This window comes from Thalassospira sp. CH_XMU1448-2, assembly GCF_037027285.1.
Classification (GTDB): Bacteria; Pseudomonadota; Alphaproteobacteria; order Rhodospirillales; family Thalassospiraceae; genus Thalassospira; species Thalassospira profundimaris_C.
This window is the reverse complement of record NZ_JAYMEA010000002.1, coordinates 520,876-545,086: the sequence shown is the minus strand read 5'-3', so window position 1 is coordinate 545,086 and position 24,211 is coordinate 520,876. Positions and strand designations below refer to the sequence as shown.

The 24,211-nt window shown below is 52.7% G+C and carries 23 protein-coding genes; 9 read left to right on the top strand and 14 right to left on the bottom strand.

Features of this window, described 5'->3' with window-relative positions:
* Window positions 1-112 precede the first annotated feature (112 nt).
* From WA318_RS09850 to rpmG, 3 genes are all read left to right on the top strand, one after another.
* Window positions 113-538: a DUF983 domain-containing protein gene (locus WA318_RS09850; protein ID WP_336080760.1), complete on the top strand. Its 426-nt coding sequence runs from the start codon at window positions 113-115 to the stop codon at window positions 536-538.
* Window positions 539-601: 63 nt separating this feature from the next.
* On the top strand, window positions 602-2,242 hold the full coding sequence (locus WA318_RS09845) for a S41 family peptidase (RefSeq protein ID WP_336080759.1): 1,641 nt from the start codon (window positions 602-604) through the stop codon (window positions 2,240-2,242).
* 94 nt (window positions 2,243-2,336) lie between these two features.
* The gene (rpmG, locus tag WA318_RS09840) at window positions 2,337-2,504 is read left to right on the top strand and encodes a 50S ribosomal protein L33 (protein WP_008890790.1); all 168 of its coding nucleotides are present in this window, start codon (window positions 2,337-2,339) and stop codon (window positions 2,502-2,504) included.
* 115 nt (window positions 2,505-2,619) lie between these two features.
* Here the strand turns inward: rpmG and WA318_RS09835 are convergent, their stop codons facing one another.
* A complete protein-coding gene (locus WA318_RS09835) occupies window positions 2,620-2,979 on the bottom strand; it encodes a DUF423 domain-containing protein (RefSeq protein ID WP_336080758.1) in 360 nt (119 codons plus the stop codon).
* 304 nt (window positions 2,980-3,283) lie between these two features.
* Window positions 3,284-3,964: a Crp/Fnr family transcriptional regulator gene (locus WA318_RS09830; RefSeq protein WP_336080757.1), complete on the bottom strand. Its 681-nt coding sequence runs from the start codon at window positions 3,962-3,964 to the stop codon at window positions 3,284-3,286.
* A 245-nt stretch (window positions 3,965-4,209) separates the two neighbouring features.
* On the opposite strand from WA318_RS09830, the gene WA318_RS09825 reads away from it, so the two are divergent.
* Both WA318_RS09825 and ggt read left to right on the top strand, forming a co-directional pair.
* Window positions 4,210-5,046: an alpha/beta hydrolase gene (locus WA318_RS09825; RefSeq protein ID WP_336080756.1), complete on the top strand. Its 837-nt coding sequence runs from the start codon at window positions 4,210-4,212 to the stop codon at window positions 5,044-5,046.
* A gap of 117 nt (window positions 5,047-5,163) precedes the next feature.
* A complete protein-coding gene (ggt, locus tag WA318_RS09820; protein ID WP_336080755.1) occupies window positions 5,164-6,930 on the top strand; it encodes a gamma-glutamyltransferase in 1,767 nt (588 codons plus the stop codon).
* A gap of 78 nt (window positions 6,931-7,008) precedes the next feature.
* Here ggt and WA318_RS09815 read toward each other — a convergent pair whose 3' ends face one another.
* Together WA318_RS09815 and WA318_RS09810 are read right to left on the bottom strand one after the other, a co-directional pair.
* Window positions 7,009-7,683 carry an HAD family hydrolase gene (locus WA318_RS09815; protein ID WP_336080754.1) on the bottom strand — a complete coding sequence of 225 codons (675 nt, stop codon included), beginning with the start codon at window positions 7,681-7,683 and terminating at the stop codon, window positions 7,009-7,011.
* An 11-nt stretch (window positions 7,684-7,694) separates the two neighbouring features.
* Window positions 7,695-8,048 carry an ArsC/Spx/MgsR family protein gene (locus WA318_RS09810; RefSeq protein WP_336080753.1) on the bottom strand — a complete coding sequence of 118 codons (354 nt, stop codon included), beginning with the start codon at window positions 8,046-8,048 and terminating at the stop codon, window positions 7,695-7,697.
* A 143-nt stretch (window positions 8,049-8,191) separates the two neighbouring features.
* Between WA318_RS09810 and dusA the strand changes: the two genes are divergently transcribed.
* The 4 genes from dusA to WA318_RS09790 are packed head-to-tail and all read left to right on the top strand — an operon-like array spanning window position 8,192 to window position 13,340.
* A complete protein-coding gene (dusA, locus tag WA318_RS09805; protein ID WP_336080752.1) occupies window positions 8,192-9,187 on the top strand; it encodes a tRNA dihydrouridine(20/20a) synthase DusA in 996 nt (331 codons plus the stop codon).
* Entirely contained in the window at window positions 9,184-11,229 is a 2,046-nt protein-coding gene (gene mnmC / locus WA318_RS09800; RefSeq protein WP_336080751.1) for a bifunctional tRNA (5-methylaminomethyl-2-thiouridine)(34)-methyltransferase MnmD/FAD-dependent 5-carboxymethylaminomethyl-2-thiouridine(34) oxidoreductase MnmC, read from the top strand. Before dusA ends, mnmC begins: the two co-directional genes overlap by 4 nt.
* The gene (locus WA318_RS09795; RefSeq protein ID WP_336080750.1) at window positions 11,226-12,422 is read left to right on the top strand and encodes a 3-phenylpropionate MFS transporter; all 1,197 of its coding nucleotides are present in this window, start codon (window positions 11,226-11,228) and stop codon (window positions 12,420-12,422) included. Before mnmC ends, WA318_RS09795 begins: the two co-directional genes overlap by 4 nt.
* A 60-nt stretch (window positions 12,423-12,482) precedes the next feature.
* Window positions 12,483-13,340, top strand: a complete 858-nt coding sequence (locus WA318_RS09790; RefSeq protein ID WP_336080749.1) for a class I SAM-dependent methyltransferase — start codon at window positions 12,483-12,485, stop codon at window positions 13,338-13,340.
* A 7-nt stretch (window positions 13,341-13,347) separates the two neighbouring features.
* On the opposite strand, the gene WA318_RS09785 is transcribed toward WA318_RS09790, so the two are convergent.
* The 10 genes from WA318_RS09785 to WA318_RS09740 form a co-directional block, all read right to left on the bottom strand.
* A complete protein-coding gene (locus WA318_RS09785) occupies window positions 13,348-13,887 on the bottom strand; it encodes a GNAT family N-acetyltransferase (protein ID WP_336081481.1) in 540 nt (179 codons plus the stop codon).
* Window positions 13,862-15,031 (bottom strand): ABC transporter permease, encoded by a 1,170-nt coding sequence (locus WA318_RS09780; protein ID WP_114097679.1) that lies wholly within the window; start codon window positions 15,029-15,031, stop codon window positions 13,862-13,864. The genes WA318_RS09785 and WA318_RS09780 overlap by 26 nt, the downstream gene beginning before the upstream one ends.
* Window positions 15,028-16,026, bottom strand: a complete 999-nt coding sequence (locus WA318_RS09775; RefSeq protein ID WP_114097678.1) for an ABC transporter permease — start codon at window positions 16,024-16,026, stop codon at window positions 15,028-15,030. Before WA318_RS09775 ends, WA318_RS09780 begins: the two co-directional genes overlap by 4 nt.
* A gap of 77 nt (window positions 16,027-16,103) precedes the next feature.
* Window positions 16,104-18,035, bottom strand: a complete 1,932-nt coding sequence (locus tag WA318_RS09770) for an ABC transporter substrate-binding protein (protein ID WP_336080748.1) — start codon at window positions 18,033-18,035, stop codon at window positions 16,104-16,106.
* On the bottom strand, window positions 18,032-19,960 hold the full coding sequence (locus tag WA318_RS09765; protein ID WP_114097676.1) for an ABC transporter ATP-binding protein: 1,929 nt from the start codon (window positions 19,958-19,960) through the stop codon (window positions 18,032-18,034). The genes WA318_RS09770 and WA318_RS09765 overlap by 4 nt, the downstream gene beginning before the upstream one ends.
* Window positions 19,957-20,589, bottom strand: a complete 633-nt coding sequence (locus WA318_RS09760) for a hypothetical protein (protein WP_336080747.1) — start codon at window positions 20,587-20,589, stop codon at window positions 19,957-19,959. Before WA318_RS09760 ends, WA318_RS09765 begins: the two co-directional genes overlap by 4 nt.
* Entirely contained in the window at window positions 20,580-21,338 is a 759-nt protein-coding gene (locus WA318_RS09755; protein WP_336080746.1) for a polysaccharide deacetylase family protein, read from the bottom strand. The genes WA318_RS09760 and WA318_RS09755 overlap by 10 nt, the downstream gene beginning before the upstream one ends.
* Complete coding sequence (locus tag WA318_RS09750) at window positions 21,335-22,468, bottom strand: glycosyltransferase family protein (RefSeq protein ID WP_336080745.1); 1,134 nt, start codon at window positions 22,466-22,468, stop codon at window positions 21,335-21,337. Before WA318_RS09750 ends, WA318_RS09755 begins: the two co-directional genes overlap by 4 nt.
* Window positions 22,458-23,066 carry a histidine phosphatase family protein gene (locus WA318_RS09745; protein ID WP_336080744.1) on the bottom strand — a complete coding sequence of 203 codons (609 nt, stop codon included), beginning with the start codon at window positions 23,064-23,066 and terminating at the stop codon, window positions 22,458-22,460. The genes WA318_RS09750 and WA318_RS09745 overlap by 11 nt, the downstream gene beginning before the upstream one ends.
* On the bottom strand, window positions 23,066-24,202 hold the full coding sequence (locus tag WA318_RS09740) for a glycosyltransferase family 4 protein (RefSeq protein WP_336080743.1): 1,137 nt from the start codon (window positions 24,200-24,202) through the stop codon (window positions 23,066-23,068). Before WA318_RS09740 ends, WA318_RS09745 begins: the two co-directional genes overlap by 1 nt.
* Window positions 24,203-24,211: the final 9 nt, after the last annotated feature.

Below are 24,211 nucleotides of genomic sequence, written 5' to 3'. Positions count from 1 at the left end.
GATTTCACTTGCTTGCGCTCTTGAACATCATGATGATGGTATATCGTTTCAATGCCCTTTTTTGCCCTTCGGATCAAGTGCAGGCAGGAACGAAAAAGGAGTTTCACGCCCAATGACCGAGCCCCACAATACCCCGAACCCCCTTGATCATCACGACACTGACGCCAACATGTCAGGACCGACCGACAGCGGAAAGCGTCTTTTGCTTGGTCTGCGTCGCGGATTTCGCCGTAAATGCCCCAATTGCGGACATGGATTGGCTTTTGGCGGATATCTGAAGCTGCGTACGGAATGCGATGTCTGCAGCCACCCGATAGGCGAATATCGCTGTGATGATGCCCCACCCTATTTCACTATTTTTCTGGTCGGCCATATCGTTGTGCCTGGCGTCTTGATGATGGAGCAATCCATCAAGCCGTCCGTTCTGATGCAATTGTCCATCTGGCTTCCTGCCACAGTATTGCTGTGCCTAGGCTTCCTGCCATTTATCAAGGGTGCTGTTCTCGGCACGCAATGGGCAATGCGCATCAAAGGATAGCCATTGGCTATTACGCACCTTTTCGCTTAGAATTAGGCGTGTTGGCTTTTATGAACTGATCGGATGTTTCGCTTGGTCATCTTTGGCCTGCCCCGGATCGATTATCTCCCCTTGAATAACGGCTTAAGCCAGTGGCGGCGTATCGGGGCTACGCTTGGTCTTTGTCTGTTACAAGCAGCTTGCGGCACCTCTCAGGTGGCAGGGATAACTGCCCCTGACGATCCGCAAACACGCGAACTCGTCACTCAGACCATCGAACTGGTCGCCACGCGCTACATTGATCCCATCAGTCGCGATCAAATTCTGGTCAATACGCTTGATGGTCTTTCGGAAATTGATGACAACATCCGTGTCGGCATCACCCCTGATGACCTCGTTTTGCAATATGATGGCAAAACGGTTCAGACCATTGCCCTGCCGCAGACCAACTATGACCAGACAAGTGCCGAAGGCACCCAGATCTGGTCCGAAATCACCCTGCGCGGGCTTGGTACCTATCGGGCCTATTCCCCAGTTTTGCGCAACAGCCAGACATCTGACGTACAGGCTGCCCTTGTCAGCGGTGCCATCCGCAATCTGGACCGCTACAGCCGCTACGAAGGCCCCAAACAGGCCGAAACAGCCCGCAATCGCCGCGATGGCTATATCGGTATCGGAATTCGCCTGATCGGTGGTGACGGCTATCCGGTAGTGAAACTTGTTCATCCCGAAAGCCCGGCTGCAAAGGCAGGCCTTCATCCCGGGGACCAGATCGTTACGGTTAACGGCGAAGACATGTATGGCAAGACCAGCCAATATGCTGCCGAGCTGCTTCATGGCGAGGAAGGCAGCAGAGTGATCATTGACGTGAATACTGCCGGTGACCGGACTATTACTCCGATGGAAATCGTCCGCGAACGTGTGATTGACCGGACGGTTTTTGCAGAAATCCGGGACAACATCCTGATTGCCCGTCTGACCAGCTTTAACAGTGCAACGGCAAGCACTTTGGGGGACAATATCCTCAAGGCGCAGCTTTATGACGGCGGGCTCAAGGGGGTCATCCTTGATCTGCGCGGAAATCGTGGCGGGTTGCTTCAACAGGGTGTTGCTGTTGCCGATCTGTTTCTGGAGAACGGACCGATTGGCAATACATTTTCACGCGTCACCGCAGCACGTCATACCTTCCGGGCGGAAACAGATGATTTGACCAAGGGGGCACCACTGATCGTTTTGATTGACGGGCGAACCGCATCGTCGGCCGAGCTGGTTGCCGCAGCCCTTCAGGACAGAAACCGTGCTGTTCTGGTTGGCTCAACAAGCTTTGGCAAGGGATCGGTTCAGGCCATCAATGATTTGCCCAATCACGGCACCCTTACCTTTACCTGGTCACGCATGACAGCCCCGTCTGGCTATACATTTGACAGAATCGGTCTTTTCCCGGCCATCTGCACGCAGTCGGGTGAAGATGACACACCAGGGCATCAGGTCTCGACCGCCCTTTCGCAGCGTGATCAGACGGCCGGTACGATGGTGAAATGGCGGAGCCTTGATTACCGCGACGAAAAAAACCGCCGTGAACTTCGCAATGTTTGTCCGGCAAGCAATCGCAGTGAAGAATTTGACGTCAAAGTAGCATTGGAATTGTTGAAAAACAGCCCTGATTACAAGAATCTCGCCTTTGTCGGACAACAGGAAATCGCCGATACTTTTGATGCAAATTAAAAATGCATTCTTTTTTGCCAAAATGGCTTGACACTCTGGCGATAACCTTTATGTTCCGCCGCCTGAGATACACCTGAACACAGGATGCAGAGACATGGCGAAGCCCGCTTCGATCCTCGTAAAGTTGGTAAGCACCGCAGATACCGGTTACTTCTATGTTGTTAAGAAGAACCCGCGGAATACCACCGAGAAATTCCAGTTTCGCAAGTACGACCCGGTCGTGCGTAAGCACGTCGTGTTCAAAGAAGCGAAAATGAAGTAATCTGGTTCTTCGGAATCTGATTACCGGAAGATTAAAAAAAAGACGTGTCCTTCGGGACACGTCTTTTTTTTATCTGTGCGCCATGGAAACGAGCTTTGAGCCCCCTCTTGCCTGTCTATCGACCGAAACGACGATAGCCCGCAGCGGCAAGCATCAGCCAGCCCGCAATGAATGACAGACCACCAATCGGTGCAACAGCTCCAAATAGCGTCACTCCGCTAAAGGCGATGGCATAGAGCGACCCGCAGAAGAACAGGATGCCGACGAGCATGGCATAGGCAGCGAACCGCAAAAACTTCTCGTCCGGGACATGGTGAACCAATCCGGCAATAGCGGCCAGCGCAACAGCGTGAACAAGCTGATAGTGCGCACCCTTTTCAACAAGGCTTCTGGCATAGTCCATTTCGCTTCCTGCCATCCCATGGGCCGCAAATGCCCCGATGGCCACCCCCATGGCGCCGTTCAATCCAGCCATGATTATCGATAATCGCATTGCCCGGTCCTCTTTCTGCGATATGCATTTGAAATATGGGCACAGACTAATCCGCGATGCTTGGTATCGCCATGCGAAAACGCAAAAAAATGGCCGTACTAAAAAGTACGGCCAGTAAACTCTCTTGGGGGAGATGTGCCGAGCCATCGAAATGCTCGTCACAAGATTATTAGTACCTTTGGATATTTCCCAATTCTGTGACAGCCGTCACAATTCCCCAAAAATATCATTCATTTGGCAACATTTCAGGTTCGGAAGAGTTTTATTGGCCGGTGTTTTGCCAATTCTAGTGAATGGATTCACTTAGAAACTCTTCAAGGCGACGAACATCAGGAACATGCAGCCCGTTATCTTCCTTGGTCACCAACCCCTTGCGCGCAAGACTTCCCATGACGCGCGCAACGGTCTCGCGCGAGGTGCTGACGCGGCCGGCAACTTCGGAATGAACCGGCACCGGGGCCAAGATTGCTGCTCCGTCATTATCGCAAACCTTTTGGGCGCGACGCAGAATTTCGGCGATGACGCGCTCGTTCGCGCCAAGCGTGCTGACATCGACAATACGTCGGGTCGAGGTGCGCACAATACGCGCCAGCTCGGTAATCACATTCCAGGCTACAGACGGATGGTTTTTAACGACCTTCTCGAAATTTGACGGACTAAGAATACCGACATCGGTATTGCTGACTGCAAACACACAAGCTGATCGTGGTTCACCATCAATTGCCGACAATTGACCAACACATCCCCCGGCACCGATTTCCTCAAGCGTGATTTCACGACCGGAAAGCGAATAGTTCACAATACGCACCCTGCCCGACAGGATCAGATAAACGTCGGAGCTGTCCGCCTCGGGTTCAATAATCTGGGTACCCGCAGCATATGTCTTGCGATTGATATGACGTTCAACGTCCCCAAGAGCGTCTTCGTCAAGGTCGGCAAAAATGCCAACGACAGATAATTTAATCATGAACCCGTGCTTTTTGTTGCGCTGTTGTTTTTATGCAAACCGGCAACTTTTACGCTGCCCTGCTATGACTCTGCTGTCCCGCGCGCAATCATAAGCAAACAACCCCCGACTGACAATCTCTTGCAGCACGCTCACCCAATGACACATCATGATAGACACAACCATGCTGCATGTGCGAACATGATCTCAGAATTTTCCACCATGACTTTTCGAACGCTGGTCCTGTTTCCTTTAGGAGACCTATCATGAGTCCAGAACTGGAAATTTTCCGTCGCAGTCCGACGGGCAAACCAAAAAGCAAACATCCGCTTGTTTTTGTCCATGGCGCCTTTACCGGTGCCTGGTGCTGGAACGAGCATTTCCTGACCTGGTTTGCCGAAAAGGGATTTGAAACTGTCTCGTTTTCCCTGCGCGGACATGGCGGCAGTGGTGGCAGACAATTGCGCAGTCTGGCCTCGATCGATGATTATGTCGAAGATCTTGAAGAAGTGGTCGATACGCTTGGACAGACGCCGGTTCTGATCGGTCATTCCATGGGTGGTTATATCATCCAGAAATATCTTGAAAATCATAGTGCCGAGGCCGCTATTCTGATGGCGTCCGTTCCACCGGAAGGCCTTATTGCGAGCAATGCAATGATGGCAATGGCGCAACCGGACCTTTATTTCCATATGGCATGGCTTCAAGCCATCGGGCCCCATACTTTCCTGCGTGAACGTCTCGGACGCGCGATGTTGTCGCCTGATATTGCCGAAGACGAAGGCATGATCTATTTCGGTCGGCTTGAAACTGAAAGTCAAAGAGCACTGCTCGATATGATGGGAGCCAATCCGATCTTTTTGTCACCGGAACAGGCACCGGCTATGCTCGTGATCGGCGCCCGCGATGACGAAATCATCCAAAGTGAACTGATCCATCACACAGCCAAACGATACCATGCGGACTACGCGCTTGTTGACGATATCCATCACGCAATGATGCTTGATAAGAACTGGGAGCAGGTTGCCGACACCATGCTTGAATGGCTTCAGGTCAAACTGGTCAGCCAGCAGCGCAGTAAAGGCAACAAGACTGCCGCCTGACGGGTAATTTCCCGTTTTCTGATTTACGCATTGCATCAAACGATGGCTTTCAATTGCGTGTTTTTTCTGGGAGCATGATCAACCTTAACAAGAACAAAGGTTGATGACATGCCCCACATGATCAGGAATTCCACTGCATTTTGGGCCGTCGCGTTTGTCGGTCTGGTTTCGTTTGGTGCAGCATCGGCAAGTGCCCAGCAGGCAACAGATGCAATTGCACCAGAAAATAGCACAACAAAAACGGCCCTTCGCAGCTCCGTTCAATCAAAAAACTGGATGATTTCCGCAGCCAATCCCCTTGCGGTCCGGGCCGGTGCAGACATTTTGCGTCAGGGCGGAAACGCAATTGACGCCATGGTTGCCGTCCAAACAATGCTTGGACTTGTCGAACCGCAATCCTCCGGCCTTGGTGGGGGAGCTTTTCTTGTGTATTACGATGCGACAAACGGCACGCTGACCACCCTTGATGGCCGCGAAACGGCACCAATGGATGCAACCCCCACCCTGTTTCAGGATGAGAACGGGGAACCTCTTAAATTCTATGACGCCGTCGTCGGCGGACGATCGGTCGGCACGCCGGGAACCCCGGCCCTTCTCAAGACCGCACATGAAAAATGGGGTCAACTGGAATGGCCCGCTTTGCTTTCCCCCGCGATCACCCGTGCAGATAACGGATTTGAAGTTTCGGAGCGTCTGGCATCCCTGATCCCTGCCGATCAGGAAAAGCTGTCTCGCGATCCTACGGCAAAAAGCTACTTCTTTGATGATGCTGGTGCGCCACTTGCGGCCGGGACTTTGCTCAGAAATCCGCACTATGCATCAACCTTGCGTGACCTTGCGCAGAACGGTACGAAAAATTTCTATTTCGGAACAATTGCCAGTGACATCGTTGACAAGGTCAAGAGTGCAACCTGGAACCCCGGTGTTCTGTCGCTGCGTGATTTTGCCACTTATCAGATCAGGGAACGCAAGCCGGTCTGTGCAGATTACCGTGGCTATGACGTCTGCGGAATGGGGCCACCATCGTCGGGTGCACTGACCGTCGGGCAAATCCTTGGCCTTATTGAGCCGTTTGATATTGCATCACTTGGCCCCGACTCTGCTGAAAGCTGGCGCCTGATTGGTGATGCGTCGCGCCTCGCCTTTGCTGATCGCGGGCGGTACATGGCCGATATCGACTTTGTACCGATGCCGCTGACCGGTTTGCTTGATAAAACCTATCTGGCTGAGCGTGCAAAGCTGCTTGAAAGCACCACAGCACTTGAGAGTGTGGATGCAGGCATGCCATCCTTTAGTCATGCAATGAACCTTGCTGATGACGAGGCTATCGAGTTCCCAAGTACCAGCCACTTTTCCATCGTCGATACATATGGCAATGTGGTTTCGATGACGACGACAATCGAGAATGGCTTCGGCTCTCGGCTGATGGTTAACGGCTTTATGCTCAATAACGAGCTCACCGACTTCTCGTTTCGCAGTCACAAGGAAGGCGTTCCTATTGCCAACCGGCTTGAACCGGGCAAACGTCCGCGTTCTTCGATGGCACCAACCATTGTCATGAAAGACAACAAACCGGTCATCGTCACGGGATCACCTGGTGGATCGCGGATTATCGGCTATGTCGCACAGTCAATCATCGCGATGATCGACTGGAAAATGCATCCGCAAGCAGCGATCAGCATGCCGCACCTTGTCAATCGCTTTGGCACCTTTGACATCGAGGCCGGGACATCTGCCGAAACCCTGAAACCCGAGCTGGAAGCACTTGGTTACAAAACCAGTGTGCAGGACCTCAATTCCGGCATTCACGCCATTATGATCACCGGCGGCGGATTGATCGGCGGTGCCGATCCCCGACGCGAAGGGATCGTCATCGGCGAATAACGTGGTCTTTTGAACAAAAAAGCGGGTCACCTTACCAAGACAAGATGACCCGCTTTGGTTTTGAAAACCTGTCAGAACCTAGTGCCCGGCAATCCAACTTTTAAGCAAATCATGAAGTTCCCGGTGATCATTGGCGATGAAATGTGCACCGGCATCACTCAGGTAACTGGCTGGTGTAATGTCGACAAGCCCGATTGTTGTCGCCCCGGATGCCACCCCCGCCCGAACACCATTCTGGCTATCATCGACAACGATGCATTCGGTGATCGGCAGACGCATCCTTTCCGCAGCAAGCAAATAGACATCCGGATGCGGTTTGGCATTTGCGACATCATGTGCCGAACAGATCCGGTCACCGAAACGATCCTTGATCCCGACCTTGCCCAGTGAAACATCCATCTTGTCATGCGGTCCGTTGCTGCCAACCGCCATCGGGATGTTGTGATGATCCAGAAGATCAAGGATTGGTGCCAGATCGGCAAACGGTTCAAGATCATTGCGAAAGGCAACGAATGTGCGCTGATAACATTCCGAAAGCCAGTCATCCGGCAAGGTAATATCAAAAAGTTCTTTCATCTTTGGCGGTACCATTGCAAGGGTTCCGCCAATGAACAGATCATGGGTCTTGGTCATGTCCATGTCGCAGCCATATTCGCACAGCTGTTCGGTCAGAACACGACAAGCAAGGGTTTCGGTATCGACCAGGACACCATCACAATCAAAAATGACACCCCGAACAATCGGCTTTGTCATGTCAGACATCCTCAAAGACCGGCCAGTTCAGCCCAGCGTTTTTCATCATAAGCCACCGTGCAGATTGTACCGAAATCCACCACCGGACGTTTGATCACGGTCGGATTGGCAGCAAGAATGGCAGCGGCGGCTGCACCACCCTGTTCAAGCGTTGCCTTGTCAGCATCCGAGAGGTTGCGATAGCTCGGACCGCGTTTATTAATCAGAACGGCACCACCGACTTCACCAAGCCAGCCTTCGATTGTTTTGGCATCAATGCCATCGGCGCGAAAATCATGCAGTTTATTCTCAACCCCCTTCGCGTCGAACCATTTAAGAGCCTTGCGGACTGTATCGCAGTTCTTGATGCCGTAAATCGTGACCATATCTATTCCTGTAAATTATTATCGCCGGGATGCAGCCATGCATCTCGCAATCGGTTTTGACCCCAAATCCGCTAGCATTTATAAAGACCACGCATTATCAACGGCAACCCCATTCACCCGCTTTGATGACGAACGGTAGGCATATGACTGTTAATCGACGTATTTCCGTCGCCCCGATGATGGACTGGACGGACCGGCATGATCGCTATTTCCTGCGGCAGATCAGTCGTCATACGTTGCTCTATACCGAAATGGTCACAACCGGTGCCATCATTCATGGCGGGGTCGAGCGGCATTTGCGTTATAACGACGCTGAACATCCGATTGCCCTTCAGCTTGGCGGCAGCGACCCGGATGATCTGGCACGCGCATGTGAAATCGCCAATGGCTATGCCTATGACGAAATCAACCTGAATTGCGGCTGCCCGTCTGATCGTGTCCAGAACGGTGCTTTTGGTGCCTGTCTGATGGGAACGCCCGACATTGTCGCAGATTGCGTCAAAGCCATGATCGCAGCCAGTGACGCACCGGTAACGGTAAAGAACCGCATCGGCATTGATGATCAGGAAGACTATCCATCGCTCAAACACTTTACCGAAACCGTTGCCAATGCAGGCTGCAAAACATTCATTGTTCATGCCCGCAAGGCATGGCTCAACGGTCTTTCACCCAAGGAAAATCGCGAAGTCCCGCCGCTGAAATACGAGCTGGTCTATCGACTGAAGCAGGATTTTCCCGAACTTGAAATCCTGATCAACGGTGGCATCAAGACGCTTGATGAAACAGAGCAACATCTTGAGCATGTCGATGGCGTGATGATCGGGCGAGAAGCCTATCAGAACCCTTATATTCTGGCTGATGTGGATCGACGTTTCTATGGTGATGACTTCAAACCGCTGACCCGCCATCAGGTGGTCGAGGCAATGATCCCCTATATCGAACAGCACCTGACCGAAGAAAACGCCACGATCGGTCATGTCACCCGCCACATGCTTGGCCTCTTCCAGCAAATGCGCGGTGCCAAACAATGGCGTCGGTACCTTAGCGAGAATGCCCATCGCAAAGGTGCGGGTACAGAGGTAGTGCGCGAAGCACTTGCACTGGTGCCCGAACTTGATGACGAGGCGCTGTCTGCATGACGGCCGATGATGATGCCATCGCACCTGATGACACCATTCCCGAAGCGGGCGAGATAACCTGGCGGGACGGAGATGTTCCGTTTTCACCGCATTTTGGCGATGTCTATTACAATCCCAAAGACGGTCTTTCTGAAACGCGATATGTCTTTGTTGAGGGCAACAATCTTCCGTCAGCCTGGCAAGGCAAAGAAAACTTCAGCATTGGCGAAACGGGTTTCGGAACCGGCCTGAACTTTCTTGCAGCTTGGCAATGCTGGACACAGGACGCAGATCGATCCGGTCGGCTTCACTTTGTCTCGGTTGAAAAGTACCCGTTGTCACGTGAAGACATGATCCGGGCCCATCACAATTGGCCGGAACTCCGCCAATTGTCAGCAGAGCTTTGTGAGACATGGCCACGCGAAACGATGCTTCCGGGGGTGCACCGTTTTATTCTTGGTCATGGAGCAGTTAGCCTGACCCTTTTGATTGGCGACGCGATTGAATGCTGGTCGGGGTATGAGGGCAATATTGATTGCTGGTTCCTTGACGGTTTTGCACCATCTCGCAACCCCGATATGTGGCACCCTTCCCTGTTTACTGCCCTTGCCTGCGCGTCCAACCCGAATGGCGCGACACTTGCGACCTTTACTGCGGCGCGCATTGCCCGTGACGGGCTGGAAAGTGCGGGCTTTGTCATCAGCAAGCGCAAGGGATATGCCTATAAGCGCGACATGATCACTGCTTGTCTGCCGTCGAACGATGACGCCGTAAATGAGGATACCGGCAGATACGAGATTGCCGACGATCCATGGTTCAATTTTCCCCGGAAAAGTACCACAAAGTCGGTTGCGATCATTGGTGGTGGCATGGCGGGTGCAGCTTGTGCCGAGGCACTACACCATCGTGGATGCGACGTGACACTGTTTGAAAAGCATGACCAGCTGGCCAATGCCGCGTCAGGCAACCCGATTGGTATGCTTGAACCATATTTGACCGTTGATCACGCGATCATGGGGCGGTTTTACGAGGCTGGTTATCGATACAGTCATCGAAAGATCAAACCGATGGCCGAGCGCGGCGAGGTAGAAGCAGATTTCTGTGGCGTTCTTGATCTGGCGACCAGTCCGCGCAAGCGCGAACGACTGGATGGTTTGATCGCACGCCTGAAAGATAAACCTGATCTGGTTCGCCCGATGACCCGTGACGAAGCGCGCGATATTCTGGGCCTCCCGGTTCCGGTGGATGGTGTTTTTTACCCGTCTGCCGGTTGGGTCCATCCACCTTCCCTGGTTCGGGCCCTGACCCGCAATATCACCTGTCAGCTTGGAACGGCGATTAGCGCAATTGTCGACGACCCGGACGGAAAAATGCTGCTGACAGCAGACGGGCGCGCGTTTGGCACGTTTGATGCCGTCGTTATCGCAGGTGCCCTTGAGACCAGCCAGCTGGAGCAAACCAGATGGCTTGGCGATCACTTAAATCCGGTACGCGGCCAGATCAGTTTTTGCCCCGAAGAGCTGGTATCAAAGAGCTATGAAAACGCCAATATCGGTTGTGTTGTCAGCTATAAGGGCTATCTCACGCCAGCACGAAACGGCCTGCATGTGATCGGGGCAACCTTTGGTCGCGACGATGATCAGACCGACCTGCGTGAAGAAGATCATGCACATAATATCAATCAGTTAGGGAAAATATTTCCTGTACTGGCTGAGAAACTTTCATCTGAAGTCCTTGATGGTCGCGCATCATTGCGGACAACAACGGCTGATCACTTGCCGCTGATCGGACCAGCACCGGATTTTGATCGTTATCTTGCGGCCTATCACGATATCGACAAAGGCAAAAAAGGTGCGCGATATATCGGTGCGCCCTACCACAAAGACGTGTATATCTGTACGGGATTTGGGGCACGCGGACTGATAGGTGCCCCGCTTGCCGCCGAAATTCTTGCCAGCGAGATTTGCGCCATGCCCCTGCCACTGGAAAAATCCCTGATGCACGCGGTGCATCCTGCGCGCTTTATTATCCGTGGCCTCAAACGTCGACAAATCTCTGCATGAACAGTTCGGTAGCTTATCCGCAAAAAGATCCGGAGCGCTTTAGAACCGCGACCACTCTTGCCCTGTTTTTCTCGGGCCTGTTTCTGGTACAGGGGGTTTTCCTGCCCTATTGGCCGGTTTGGCTCAAGGCGCAGGGATTGTCAGCCGGTGAGATTGGGATACTTTTGTCACTGCCCAACTGGATACGTGTTTTTGCAGATCCCTTGATCGCGCAGCGTGCGGATCGTACTGGCAATCGCAAAACCCCCATGATGTGGCTTGCGGGTATCTATGTCGTTTCCATTCTGGCCTTTCCGGTTTCAAGTAACTTCTGGTGGCTAGCAGCCCTTTCTGTGGTCATAGGTTTTACGTTCTCGCCACTTTTACCGCTTGGAACCACGATTACAGTTCACGAATGCAAGGCCCGGCAGCTTGACTATGGCCGGGTGCGGCTTTGGGGGTCATTGGCCTTTATTCTGGCATCCTACGGCGCGGGCTGGGTGCTTGACGGAACAACCGTTGAATGGATCGTCTGGATGTTGTTCATTGCGGGGATCATCAATTTCGCGATCACCACCCGCATGCCGGACCCGCAAACAGACCGTCCGCTTCGGTCCGGGTCTTCGCTGATCTATCTTTTGCGCAAGCCGGTATTCCTGATTTACCTTGGCTGCATCGGATTTGCCCAAGGGTCGCACGGCACCTATTACAGCTTTGCCTCTGTCCATTGGGAATCGGTTGGTTATTCCCATGAAATGATCGGTACATTCTGGTCCATTGGTGTTGTAGCCGAGATCGTTTTGTTCGCCATTGCCGGACGGTTTGTACGCGGACGTCATCCAGGCATTCTGTTTGCGCTTGGCGCAATGGCCGGTGTCCTTCGCTGGATCGTTCTGGGTTCCAGCGACAATGTCTGGCTGATCTTCCTTGTTCAGCCACTCCATGCCATGACATTTGGCATCACCCATCTGGCCGCAGTAAGCTTCATCGCCCGCGCCATCCCCCAACAGCTTGCGACATCAGCCCAAAGCCTGATGGCGACACTGTCAATGGGCGTGTTCCTTGGCAGCAGTATCTGGGCATCCGGTCCGCTATATGAAAGCTTTGGCGCGCACACCTATTACTTCATGGCCGCACTGTCGGGAATTGCACTGGCATTTTCATTCTGGCTCATGCGAAGCTGGCGCGGTGAAGATCAGACTTTTTGTGATTGATGCCTTAAAGCTCAAGAGTTTCATCTGCATTCAAACCGACGAACCAAAGGGACTGAAAATATGACTGCCATGCCGTTCTCACGCAGAATGCGCCGTTGGAAACTTGGTTTGAAAACGCTTTTTGGCAAAGAACCGGCGGGCTACTTCATCCCCTATCGCTATGCCAGTGAAACACAACAGGCAGTGGGTCACCCGACATATCCCGCCATCGAAACCATGATGGAACAGGCCGCGCCAACCATGAAGGCATGGTTGACCAAGGCCGCACAGTACCAGGATGCCTTCGCAAGTTTCGGCAACGCAACACCACCTGAACCGCGCTGGCAACAAAGCTGGTTTCCGCGCCTTGACGGTATGATGGCCTATGTCTTTACCCGTGAATTCCGCCCGAACCGTATCGTTGAAATCGGTTCAGGACATTCAACACGGTTTTATCATCGTGCCATCCGCGACGGCGAACTCGCCACCGACTTCCACGCCATTGATCCCGCCCCGCGTGCCGATATTGCAAAACTTCCAATCACGATTGAACGAACCATCGTACAAAAGGCCGATCCGGCCGTATTCGCAAGGCTTGCAGGATCAGACATTCTGTCGATTGATTCGAGCCATATCCTGATGCCTGGCACAGATGTCGACTTGTTGTTTTCAACTGTCATCCCGATTCTGCCAAGCGGTACCATCATCCATATCCATGACATCACCCTTCCCGATGACTATCCGGAAATCTGGCAGTGGCGCGGATATAACGAGCAACAAGGCGTTGCATCGCTTCTTGCCGGTAACGGGTTTGAAGTCTTGTGGTCCAGCGCCTATGCGACGACACGACTTGGCGGACTGATTGAAAAATCAATTGCCAACGGCATCCACCTGCCTGACGGCGCGCATGAAACCAGCTTGTGGCTCCGTAAAAAGTAACGATGCGTTAAGGAGCCTGATGCCGAAAGACGAGGTCTTCGGGATCGGGACGTTGTGCATCATGATCGAGGACTGCGCCAAGCCGTATGGCAAGCCCGATGGACCCATGATTATCGGGTGCAATATAGCTGACGAGTGTCGTCAATTTGCGGACACCAAAGGCCCATGCACGCATGGCAATAGCGGCTTCGGTCGCTATTCCGCGTCCTTCGGCATCTTGATAAAGCAGCCAACCCAGTTCGTGCTCGGGGAAAAGTGGTCCATGATTGATGCCAACCTGACCAACACAAAGCCCCGTTGATTTTTCATCAATCATTAATGCTCCGACACCAAACAGCGACCATTGCGCGGTATCCGCGCAGAACATTCCCCAAGCACCGGCCAATGAATACGGGCCGTCCATATGAATGGCCCGTTCGGACATCAACATAGACCGATATTCTGGCCAATCTGCGATCGAGATCTCACGCAATATCAGACGATCTGTTTCGAGTCTCGGGATGGCCGAAGTCATCACAGAATCAGTTCTTATAGGGATCGGCTGCATCACGCAGCCCGTCACCAAGGAAATTGAACGCCAGCACCACGATCACAACCGGCACCACCGGCAACATCAGCCACGGATAAACCGCCACGGCATTGATATTCTGGGCATCGTTCAAAAGAACTCCCCAACTGGTTACCGGCGCGCGCAATCCCAGCCCCAGGAAGCTTAGCGCCGTTTCGCCAAGGATCATGTTCGGAATGGAAAGTGTTACAGACGCAATCAGGTGGCTTGCAAAGTTCGGCAAAAGATGGCGGGCAATAATACGCTTTGGCTTTGCCCCCATAAGGCGTGCCGCCAATGCATAATCTTCTTCCCTAAGGGCAAGGAGCTTTGAACGCACAGCGCGGGCAAGCCCTGTCCAGTCAATAAGGCCGAGAATGATGGTGATCCCGAAATAGATCAGAACCGGGCTCCAGGTTACCGGCAAGGCTGCGGAAAGCGCCATCCAGAGCGGGATTTCCGGTAGTGACCGGATGACCTCGATGGTGCGCTGAGCTGTTGCGTCAACCCAGCCACCGTAATACCCAGCCGCCCCGCCGATCAGGACACCAAGAAGGAAGCTGACCGATATACCGACAAGTCCGATGGTCAGTGAAACGCGCGCGCCATATATAATGCGCGAAAACATGTCTCGCCCCAGTCGATCCGTACCAAAGATAAACAGCGTTCCATCATCTGCCGGACAGACGAAATGGAAATCCATATCGACCATCCCCCAGAACGCATATTCATCGCCTGAGCAGAAAAACCTGATGGGGTTTACGCGGTCCTTATTGACAACATAAGTCGGCTTGAGCGTTTCCATATCAACCGAGAAATCGGTGCCATAGGTAAACGGACCAACAAATTTCCCATCATGGAACAGATGAATACCTTGCGGCGGATGATGAATGAATTCTGAATTTCTGCTTTCTTGCGCATAGGGTGCGATGAACTCAACAATCAGCACAGACGCATACATGATGGCCAGAATGATCAGCGAAAAATACGCCAACCGATGGCGTTTAAGTCGCCACCACATCAATTGCCACTGTGATGCCAGATAGTATTTTTCCTGTTCCGGTGTCAGGGCTTCGCGATCCCATGGATCGAACGGTGTCGCATCGACGTAATGTTCGTTGCGCTTGTTGCTGTCCGTGCTCATTTCATCACACCTCCCTGCAAACGAATGCGGGGGTCAAGCCAGGCCAGCAAGACATCGGATATGAACATACCGACCACAGTCAGAAGTGCCAGAAACATCAGGAACGAGCCCGCCAGATACATGTCCTGGCTCTGCAGGGCAGCGAGCAGCATCGGACCTGTTGTCGGCAAGGACATCACAACAGACACCAGAACCGATCCTGATACCACCTGCGGCAGGATATTACCGATGTCCGCAATAAACGGGTTCAGCGCCATGCGCAGCGGATATTTGAATAGAACCTTGGTCGGCGACAATCCCTTGGCATGTGCGGTAACAACATATTGCTTGCTCAGTTCATCAAGGAGGTTTGCGCGCAACCGACGGATCATCGAAGCCGTACCCGATGTCCCGATCACGACGACAGGTGCCCAAAGATGCTCCGCAACTGACATGATCTTGGCAAAGGACCAACCCTGATTGATGAATTCCGGGTCCATCAATCCGCCGATCGATGTACCGAAAATGACATTCGCATAATAAAGCAGGATCAGCGCGAACAGGAAGTTTGGCATCGCAAGACCAAGGAACCCTAACAGGGTAAAACCGTAATCGCCCCAGCTATACTGGCGGGTCGCCGAATAAATCCCGATCGGAAAACTGACGATATAGATAAAAATCACGGTGCTGAAATTCAGCACCATCGACAGCCAAAGGCGGTCACCAACCACATCGGTTACCGGCAGGTTATATTCAAACGAAAAGCCAAGATCACCATGCAGTAGCCCCCATGCCCATTCCACATACTGGACATAGATCGGCTGATCGAGGCCGTATTGCCGCTTCAGAAATTCGATCTTTGCGGGGTCGACTGCTTCGCCCTGGGCCTGAAGTTCGTTCAGATAGGTACTTAGGAAATCGCCCGGCGGGAGCTGAATGATCACGAATACCAGCACACTGATCATGATCAGTGTTGGCACCATTACAAAAAGCCGTCTTGCCAAGTAAGTCAGCATCGGCGAAATCGCTCCCCCTGTCGTTTTGTGCCCTTCCCTCGTTGGCAGCAAAACGCCCTGTTATTGGTTCAAAAGGCTTATCTGTCCCACCAGAATGTGTCCGGACGATAAATCCCGAAGAATGCACCTGGTTCCCAGCTATGAATGCCTTTTTCCGGGACATTGCGCAGGTCTTTGTCAACGACGACAGGCTGCGGCACATTGCCGATCAGTCCGATCGAGAACATGTTTTCAGAGTTGATATCAAGAATGCCCTGCCAGGCTTCCCTCCGGCCCTTTTCATTGCTGGTCTGCCATTTGCGATACAGATCCATCAGTTCCTTGGCAGCGGGCATGTCTGGCGTTTCGCCTGCCTCGCCGTCGGTCTGATAATACTGCCCCCATTTCGGCCATTGCAGACTGTCTTGCTGTACGGGAACGAATTCAGATGGAACAGAGTTGGCCGTCGCCAGACCGTTATCGACCCCGTTAAAGATCGACATGATGGTTTCGCCACTATAGGCGCGATTACGAAGAACCTCGCGCTGCAAGCCTTTGACAAACATCTTGATGCCGATCTGACGCCAGCTGTCACCAATCAGCTCGAGCATGTCGTCATGTTCAGGATTCTCGCCAGTGGTCTCGACAATGATTTCCATCGGGCGACCGTCAGGCAGCAAACGGATGCCATCATCGTTGCGCTGATCAAGGCCCATGTCATCGAGCAATGCGTTGGCCGCCTTTACATCAAACTTGACGTAATTCTCGCGATATTCGGGTTTGAAAAGCGGGCTTTTTGGCAGAACCGTATTGTTGGTGGGTTGCGCCAGCCCAAAGAACAGAACCCGGTTGATTTCAGTACGGTTGATCCCAAGCGACAGGGCGCGGCGAAAACGTACATCGCGCATGACATCGCGCCAAACCGGATCCGAACATGTCAGATTGGGATAAAGGGCCGCATAGGAACCTGCACCGACATCCCAAAGGCGAACTTGATAATTCTGTTTGCCCTCGGACTGCTTGAGGAAAGTGTAATCCTTAAGAGACAGGATACGGCTTTGGAGATCGACCTCTCCCGCCCCAACTTTGGCAGGCACCAGTTTCGAGTTCGAGATATTAAAGATCATCTTGTCGATATAAGGCAGCTGATTTCCCTCGGGATCGACACGGTGATAATACGGGTTGCGCACAAACACGAACCGGTCAGACGGTTCCTCCGTTGTGATCAGCCAGGGTTCAAGCGACGGGCGGTTGATGTTCGAAAGCTTATAGGGGCGGTCCAGATCCGTGTGAAGAACAGCCCAACTACGCAATCCACGTTCGTGAACCAGTTGCTCAAGCTCATCATGGTCACGATATTTTTCATGGAACTGTTTAAGGTAATGCGCCGGGCGATAAATAAACGGCGGACGGGTTGCTGCCAGCTCGGTCAGGAAAAACGGATTGGGCTGTGACCAGCTGTATCGAACGGTGTATTCGTCCAGAACTTCGAAGGTTGCCGGTTCATCACCAACAAACAGGAAGCGCGGCGGACCAACCGGGAACAATTCGTCGTTATTGACGATGTCTTCCCAATAATATCTGAAATCCTCGGCAGTGAAGGGCTTACCATCGGACCATTTGTGTCCCTTGCGCAGATGAAGCGTGAACACGTTACCTTCTTCGTTCACGTCCAGTGCTTCGAGAATATCGGGCTGTAAATTCAGGTCCTGATCATAACCGACCAGACGCGCATAGCCATATACGACAGCCATACGGATATCCTTGGAACGCCCCATGATGGTGACGAATTCACCACCATATTTTCCGATGGTTTTATCCTCGGCACCAAAATCAATGACGTTTGGATGTTCCGGAAGCCGCTCGAGCATTGCCGGCAAAGTACCCTTGGCGACAGCGTCCTCAAAATACGGAACTTCTGCCTGTGCCATCACCGGCATCAAAGAAGCACCAACAAGCCCCATCCCGATGATCAGGCCACCGAACATGCGGCGCGCTGATACAGTCGAACTGGCACAATGCTTCATCATATTGCGACCTCCGTAAAATCGGCACGTTCAGCGCGTACAAAATGGTCTTCTGCAAATTGCATCATCTTGGGTGCACTGGTGTCATTGATCGTAAAGGGTGCTGGCCAGCGTGCCGGATCAGATGCCTTGCCATCAACAATTTTGTCGAAGTCGAGCAAATGATCCAGATCGGCAAACGGCACGGCATTCAGCAACGCCTGCGTATATGGATGCACCGGGTTCTTAAACAGCTGTTCGCGAGGGGCTGACTCAACAATGCGGCCTGCACACATCACAGCAATCCGGTCCGCGATGTAATCGACGACTGCCAGATTGTGAGAAATAAACAGATATGTCAGATTAAGATTACGCTGCAAGTCTTTCAACAAATTAAGTATTTGTGCCTGAACAGACACATCAAGCGCAGAGGTCGGTTCATCAAAGATCAGCAAATCCGGCTTCAGGCTAAGTGCGCGTGCAATGCCGATGCGCTGACGCTGCCCCCCTGAAAAACTGTGCGGATAGCGACTTAGAAAACGTGGATCAAGCCCGACAAGATCCATCAGCTCAAGCACCATCTGTTTGCGATATGCACTATCCCCGACCCCGTGAATGATCATTGGTTCTGCAATGATATCCTGAACTGTCATTCGTGGGTTAAGCGATCCAAACGGGTCCTGAAACACGAATTGTATCCGTTTCCGGTATGGATTGAGCTGATCTTCATCAAGACCGGTCAACTCGGTCATCTGACCACTTTCACCGCGAAACAGGATCGAACCGGTATCAGGCTCCATCGCCCGCATGATCAGTTTGGAAAGTGTTGTCTTGCCACATCCGCTTTCCCCGACCAGACCGACGCATTCGCCACGATTAACCGTGATGGACACATCATCAACAGCGGGAACCAGCCGTTCTTCTGATTTGATCCAGTTGCCCTTGCGCGTGCTAAAGCTTTTGCTGAGATGGCGCACCGCCAGGACAGGCTCGCTTGCCATGGCCGGATGCAACGCAAGTGACGGCGGAATTTCCGGTGCATCTCGCGTACCGTCTGTCTGGTTGCTTTCGGAAAACAGACTTCCGGTTTTGGGTTTGATTTCCCGTAAAGGACGCAACCGCTCGTCCGGGCCCATATTGAAATGCGGTACGGCAGCCAAAAGTGACCGGGTATATGCATGACCGGGATTGATGAAAACATCATCGGTCTTCCCTGCCTCGACAACCCGGCCATCGTATACGACGACCATCCGGTCTGCCATGTTGGCGACCACGCCCAGATCGTGTGTGATCAGCAAAACCGACATCTGCAGTTCGCTTTGCACTTCCTTGATAAGGCGAAGAATTTGCGCCTGAATTGTTACATCAAGGGCTGTTGTAGGTTCATCCGCCACCAGCAAAGCCGGACGACAGACCATCGCCATTGCGATCATCGCGCGCTGTCGCAGACCACCGGACAATTCAAACGGATATGTTTTAAGCGCCCTCTTTGGCTGCGGGAACCCGATCAGGGTCAACATTTCGATTGCAAGTTCGTTGGCCTCTGCCCGGCCTACCTTGCGATGAAGGCGCACGGCCTCACAAATCTGATCACCAATGGTATGAAGCGGTGACAGGGAACTCATCGGTTCCTGGAAGATCATTGAAATGCGACCACCGCGGATCGCACGCATTTCGGCACCCGAACGATCAAGCATGGCAAGATCAACACGCGTTCCCGGTTTCTTCGGGTCCGCGAAGATTATTGATCCTTTGGTAATCTGTGCTGATTTCGGCAACAGTCCCATGATTGCTTGCGAGATTGTGCTTTTGCCTGATCCGGACTCCCCGACCAGAGCGACCGTTTCCTGCGCACCGATGCGAAAGCTTACGTTTTCGACAGCCTTGACCCGCATATGCGGCAAGACGAACTCAACTTTCAGATCCTTGATACGCAGAATGTCAGTCATGTTCGTTTGGCACCACCATTTGAGCGCTCTGCCGCAGCAGCCTGAACAAGTGTTTCAGCTTCATCCAGACGCATCAGGTTTGTTCTTGTAACGTCGTCCACAAGAATTTGGTTATCTTTCGCCCAATCCCGTGAAATTTCAAGCAGATCGTCAAATCCGTCCAGTGTTGATTCTGCGACAATTTTGGTTTCGCCAGCATGAAGCGTCAGTTCGAACCAGCCTTTATTTCCATCGCGTTTGGTACTGAAATAACGCAAACGGAACTTTGAAAGTTCCGGCCATGCAAAAGCCGTCCCCCCGCGCAGGCTTGAAAGTCGAATACCGTATTCAGAGACAAACAGCTTTGACTGCAGCCTGATCAGGGTTCGAGCAAAATAAAAGATGAACAGCAATGCCAGACCGGCCGCCGTCCATTGAATGATTTCAAGCATGTCAGGGATAAGCGCGATCACACCGCAGATCAACAGGCCGACAGTTGATTTTGCCAGATCAGGCGCCATCAGTTTGGCCGGGTAAGCCATCACCTGAACATCACTGTCCCCCACCCCGACAGGTTTAACAGGATCCGCATGGATCGTTGGCCCTTCGGCGGATTCAGCTTGCAAATGATCTTTGGGACTTATTGCCATGGAAATACCCCGGGTATTCTAAGCCAGCTTAATGCAGCATGCTCCATAGAGAACAAATTATCGAGAAACTTGGTCGTTGGTTCGTCATGAACAAGATGATGGGTCAGGATGCCGGTTGGCTCATCCCTGTCAACCTGCCCTGTTCTTCTGGCTTTCAGGTGATTGACCATCATAGCAAGAGCAACATCTTCACCAACAAATCCGCGTGTTCCGCGCCAATCGATGACATCGACATGTGTGTTGACCTGAAGAAGTCCTTCGAAAGGTTCGGCTGTCTTGCGCGCATTAAAGGTACTTAGTCCCCGGAACCCAAGTGAGTGCAGGCTCGCCACAACATCGCTGGCAATGCGGTTCCAGGGCGGAACCACGACAGGCAGGAACCGGCTTCCAAAGCGCGTTTCAAGAACATGAAACCCCTGTCGCAAGTCAGCAACCACCGCCCCGATATCACGAACGTCGTCAAGTTCCTGTTTTTTACAACCTTCCGGCATATGGTTTTGATGAGACCATCCATGCTGCAATACACGGGTGTCCACGGTTTCCACCAGACGCTCGACAAGGGCGTCCTCCAACAGAGCCGGGATCACTGCAAGCGCCAGCGGAACTTTGTAATCCTGCTCAAATGCAAGAATGGTTTCAAGTTCCGCGGTAACCGTCACGGCATCGTCGTCGCGCCACCAAGCCGTGGCAACGCCGCCTTCGGCTTGCCACAGATCAAGCTCCGTGCGCAACTGATCCCAACCGCTCATACCTGCCCCTTAATCATTCCTGCGACAATTGACGCAGTCTTTTGCGCGCCATCCAATGCAATTTTTACGTTTGCCGGTTGGCTGGCGCGATCAATCTGTTTTGCTAATGATTGCGCAGACAGGCCATCAAGATCAAGCAGGGAAATAACCCCTTCTTTTGAAAGAATTTCTGCACGCTCTGTTTGCTCGCTTTCGCCCCCCTCGGCAAAAGGAACCATAACAGCAGGTGTTCTGGTCGCAAGCACGTCCATCAGCGTGTTATAACCAGCCTGTGATACAGATACTGCGGCCCCGGCCATACGTTCCCGAAAGTCTAGGAGAAAACGATGAAGAGTGATGCCTTCTGGTAAATTCCGCGCAACAGCATCAAAACGCGCGACGGGAAAATGCGGTCCGGCGACAATATCCCAGCGCGATTGTCCAAATTTTGAGGAATGGCTGCGGGCATTAATAGCAAGTTCGATCAGCTCTGCGCCAACAGCACCACCACCCGCCGAAACCAGAACTCCTTCGCGCGATACCGTCGCGCCAGTTTTCATGGCCGGTGCGACATATCCCGTATGAACAATTAAATCAGAAATCTGGTCGGCTTGGGCAAAGCTGCGATCAAAGCCAAACAACTTTGGATCGCCATGCACCAGAACCGCATCAAGATATTTTCGCGCAATATCTGCCATCCATTGCGTCTTGGCCGGGTCCTTTTTGCGCACTAGGAGATCACGCACCGAACAGATGATTGGAATTCCAGCTTTTTTGGCGGCTTCCAATAACGGGATCAGCTCAAAACGAAAGGCCCGACGTCCAAAGGGGAACATCTCGATCAGGACCAGTTTCGGAGCTGAAGCCTTGAATGCAGCAAGAAGTTCTGTCTTGCGGCGCTCTTTCCACTCATCCCCAAGCAGATTGCCATTCGGGTCCACAAGACCGGAGAAATTGCTGTCTGCTGTTTTACACGGTGAAAGCTGAACAACCCGGTCTGCGGCAAAATCAATCCCGTCATCCGGCACGCCACCACTCGCCACGGTGATCGAAAGCCCGTTATCGCGCATTGCCTGATTGATCAACGCCATGCGTCTGACATGGCCGATCCCCAGCAAATGCTGAACATAGACAAAAACATCAGACATCATTTAGCCCCGATACAGCGATCAGTGGCACATTAAGTTCGGACACTGAAAACCCGTCCTTCTCGTTCCATTCAAAAACATGCAAACGTTGCCAATCAAGCGTGTCGGGTATTTTCCCCATCATATTCCAGGGTTTTGCTGCGGCATAAACTGCACGAATAACGCCCTTGTGGGTAATGGCGCCAAATTCCGGCACAGGTGAGCGATGCAAGAATCCCTCGACCCGTTGCAACACATCGCGGGGACTTTCACCACCATCGGGACGAAAATCCCAACCACGATCCTCGTTCTCGCGCATGGTATCCCCAAGTTCTGCACGCAATTCAGGAAGTCTTCTGCCTTCCCATTGCCCCCAGTTCATCTCAATCAGCGCAGGTTCAGGCGAAACCGGCGTAATGGACAAGGCATCCGCTGTCTCGCGGGTACGCGACAAGGGGGTACAATACCATGGAACAGAACGCCAAACGTCAGGCAGGCGAAGCTTCCGGTAGGAAGCAACGGTATCAGTACTCAGCGATATATCGGAATGTCCCTGAATGCGTTTTTGAGCATTCCACTCAGTTACACCGTGGCGGAGCAATGCAAATCGAACGGCTTTCATTATCCGCCCCTTTGATGATCACAGGCAATCTTGCGAAGCGACGTGCCAAGGATGTTTGCCGCCGCAGCAACAGTGTGATGCTGCGATGCCTTCGATGCACCGGCTTGTCCAAATGGTCGAAGTACATCCAGATCCGTGGTCAGACAACTGGCAAGACGATCAGCAAATGCCTCCTCATCCCCCACCGGAACCAGCCAGCCGGTTGTGCCGTTTGATATGATACCGGATACGCCCCCGGAATCTCCTGCCAAGACGGGCAAGCCGGACGCCTGTGCTTCAAGCATCGCCATCCCGAATGCCTCGTTTACTGCTGGCCATACAAACAGGTCAGACTGCCCAAGGATATCCCGGGTTTCTTCGGGTACACACAATCCGGAAAAACTCACCTGGTCTGATGCAATACCCTGCTCGTCAAAGAGATACTCGACACGATGTCGGGCCGGGCCATCGCCAATAACGGTCAGATGCCAGTTGATCACACCATTGCGCAGAAGTCGCCCCAACGCGCGCGCCAAGACAGCAAATGACTTCAGCTTGTCTCCGTCTCGCATCATCGCTGTTGTCACCAGCCTCAGGCAATTCGGATCAATGCCCGCACGATTTTGTACGATCCAGCGGTCGACATGGGTAAAGGGTGCGATGAAATGCAGAACGTCGTCCCTGCAAACATCCTGCAAACAGGTCATATCCGATCGGTTTAATGAAAACACCGCTTCAGATTGACGCAAAGCGGTTTCAACCGCGGCATGGCTTTGGCGCCAGGGACCATCCGATCTTTTAGGTGCAAAAGATGCCTCGGCGACCACATAGGGAATATCAAGTGCACGAGCAACGATCGGTCCGATCCAGTCAGGTGCCTTGTAATAAAGATGATAGGTAAACCAGATATCCGGACGTGGACGAAAACCGGACTGATATTGCCGCAATAACCGTCCGGCGAGCTTGCCCCCGAGTTCTGAAAGCCGCGCCTGTTTAAGGCCATTGCCATCTGCAACCCGGCTTCTGAGGCGTGATGCGATGTCGACCTTCATGTCAGCAACCTCAAGCGCATCGCACAAAAGCTGCGCAATCAGCCGATCCCCCGATGGCACCGGATGGTCAACAGGTTTCAGCGGCGCATAAAAGGCGACCTGCAATCGCGTGTC

Excerpts from the sequence above, each read along its gene's own strand:
- WA318_RS09850 (WP_336080760.1), top strand. The coding sequence starts at position 113 with ATGACCGAGCCCCACAATACCCCGAACCCCCTTGATCATCACGACACT.
- WA318_RS09845 (WP_336080759.1), top strand. The coding sequence starts at position 602 with ATGTTTCGCTTGGTCATCTTTGGCCTGCCCCGGATCGATTATCTCCCC.
- rpmG (WP_008890790.1), top strand. The coding sequence starts at position 2,337 with ATGGCGAAGCCCGCTTCGATCCTCGTAAAGTTGGTAAGCACCGCAGAT.
- WA318_RS09835 (WP_336080758.1), bottom strand. The coding sequence starts at position 2,979 with ATGGCTGGATTGAACGGCGCCATGGGGGTGGCCATCGGGGCATTTGCG.
- WA318_RS09830 (WP_336080757.1), bottom strand. The coding sequence starts at position 3,964 with ATGATTAAATTATCTGTCGTTGGCATTTTTGCCGACCTTGACGAAGAC.
- WA318_RS09825 (WP_336080756.1), top strand. The coding sequence starts at position 4,210 with ATGAGTCCAGAACTGGAAATTTTCCGTCGCAGTCCGACGGGCAAACCA.
- ggt (WP_336080755.1), top strand. The coding sequence starts at position 5,164 with ATGATCAGGAATTCCACTGCATTTTGGGCCGTCGCGTTTGTCGGTCTG.
- WA318_RS09815 (WP_336080754.1), bottom strand. The coding sequence starts at position 7,683 with ATGACAAAGCCGATTGTTCGGGGTGTCATTTTTGATTGTGATGGTGTC.
- WA318_RS09810 (WP_336080753.1), bottom strand. The coding sequence starts at position 8,048 with ATGGTCACGATTTACGGCATCAAGAACTGCGATACAGTCCGCAAGGCT.
- dusA (WP_336080752.1), top strand. The coding sequence starts at position 8,192 with ATGACTGTTAATCGACGTATTTCCGTCGCCCCGATGATGGACTGGACG.
- mnmC (WP_336080751.1), top strand. The coding sequence starts at position 9,184 with ATGACGGCCGATGATGATGCCATCGCACCTGATGACACCATTCCCGAA.
- WA318_RS09795 (WP_336080750.1), top strand. The coding sequence starts at position 11,226 with ATGAACAGTTCGGTAGCTTATCCGCAAAAAGATCCGGAGCGCTTTAGA.
- WA318_RS09790 (WP_336080749.1), top strand. The coding sequence starts at position 12,483 with ATGACTGCCATGCCGTTCTCACGCAGAATGCGCCGTTGGAAACTTGGT.
- WA318_RS09785 (WP_336081481.1), bottom strand. The coding sequence starts at position 13,887 with ATGCAGCCGATCCCTATAAGAACTGATTCTGTGATGACTTCGGCCATC.
- WA318_RS09780 (WP_114097679.1), bottom strand. The coding sequence starts at position 15,031 with ATGAGCACGGACAGCAACAAGCGCAACGAACATTACGTCGATGCGACA.
- WA318_RS09775 (WP_114097678.1), bottom strand. The coding sequence starts at position 16,026 with ATGCTGACTTACTTGGCAAGACGGCTTTTTGTAATGGTGCCAACACTG.
- WA318_RS09770 (WP_336080748.1), bottom strand. The coding sequence starts at position 18,035 with ATGATGAAGCATTGTGCCAGTTCGACTGTATCAGCGCGCCGCATGTTC.
- WA318_RS09765 (WP_114097676.1), bottom strand. The coding sequence starts at position 19,960 with ATGACTGACATTCTGCGTATCAAGGATCTGAAAGTTGAGTTCGTCTTG.
- WA318_RS09760 (WP_336080747.1), bottom strand. The coding sequence starts at position 20,589 with ATGGCAATAAGTCCCAAAGATCATTTGCAAGCTGAATCCGCCGAAGGG.
- WA318_RS09755 (WP_336080746.1), bottom strand. The coding sequence starts at position 21,338 with ATGAGCGGTTGGGATCAGTTGCGCACGGAGCTTGATCTGTGGCAAGCC.
- WA318_RS09750 (WP_336080745.1), bottom strand. The coding sequence starts at position 22,468 with ATGATGTCTGATGTTTTTGTCTATGTTCAGCATTTGCTGGGGATCGGC.
- WA318_RS09745 (WP_336080744.1), bottom strand. The coding sequence starts at position 23,066 with ATGAAAGCCGTTCGATTTGCATTGCTCCGCCACGGTGTAACTGAGTGG.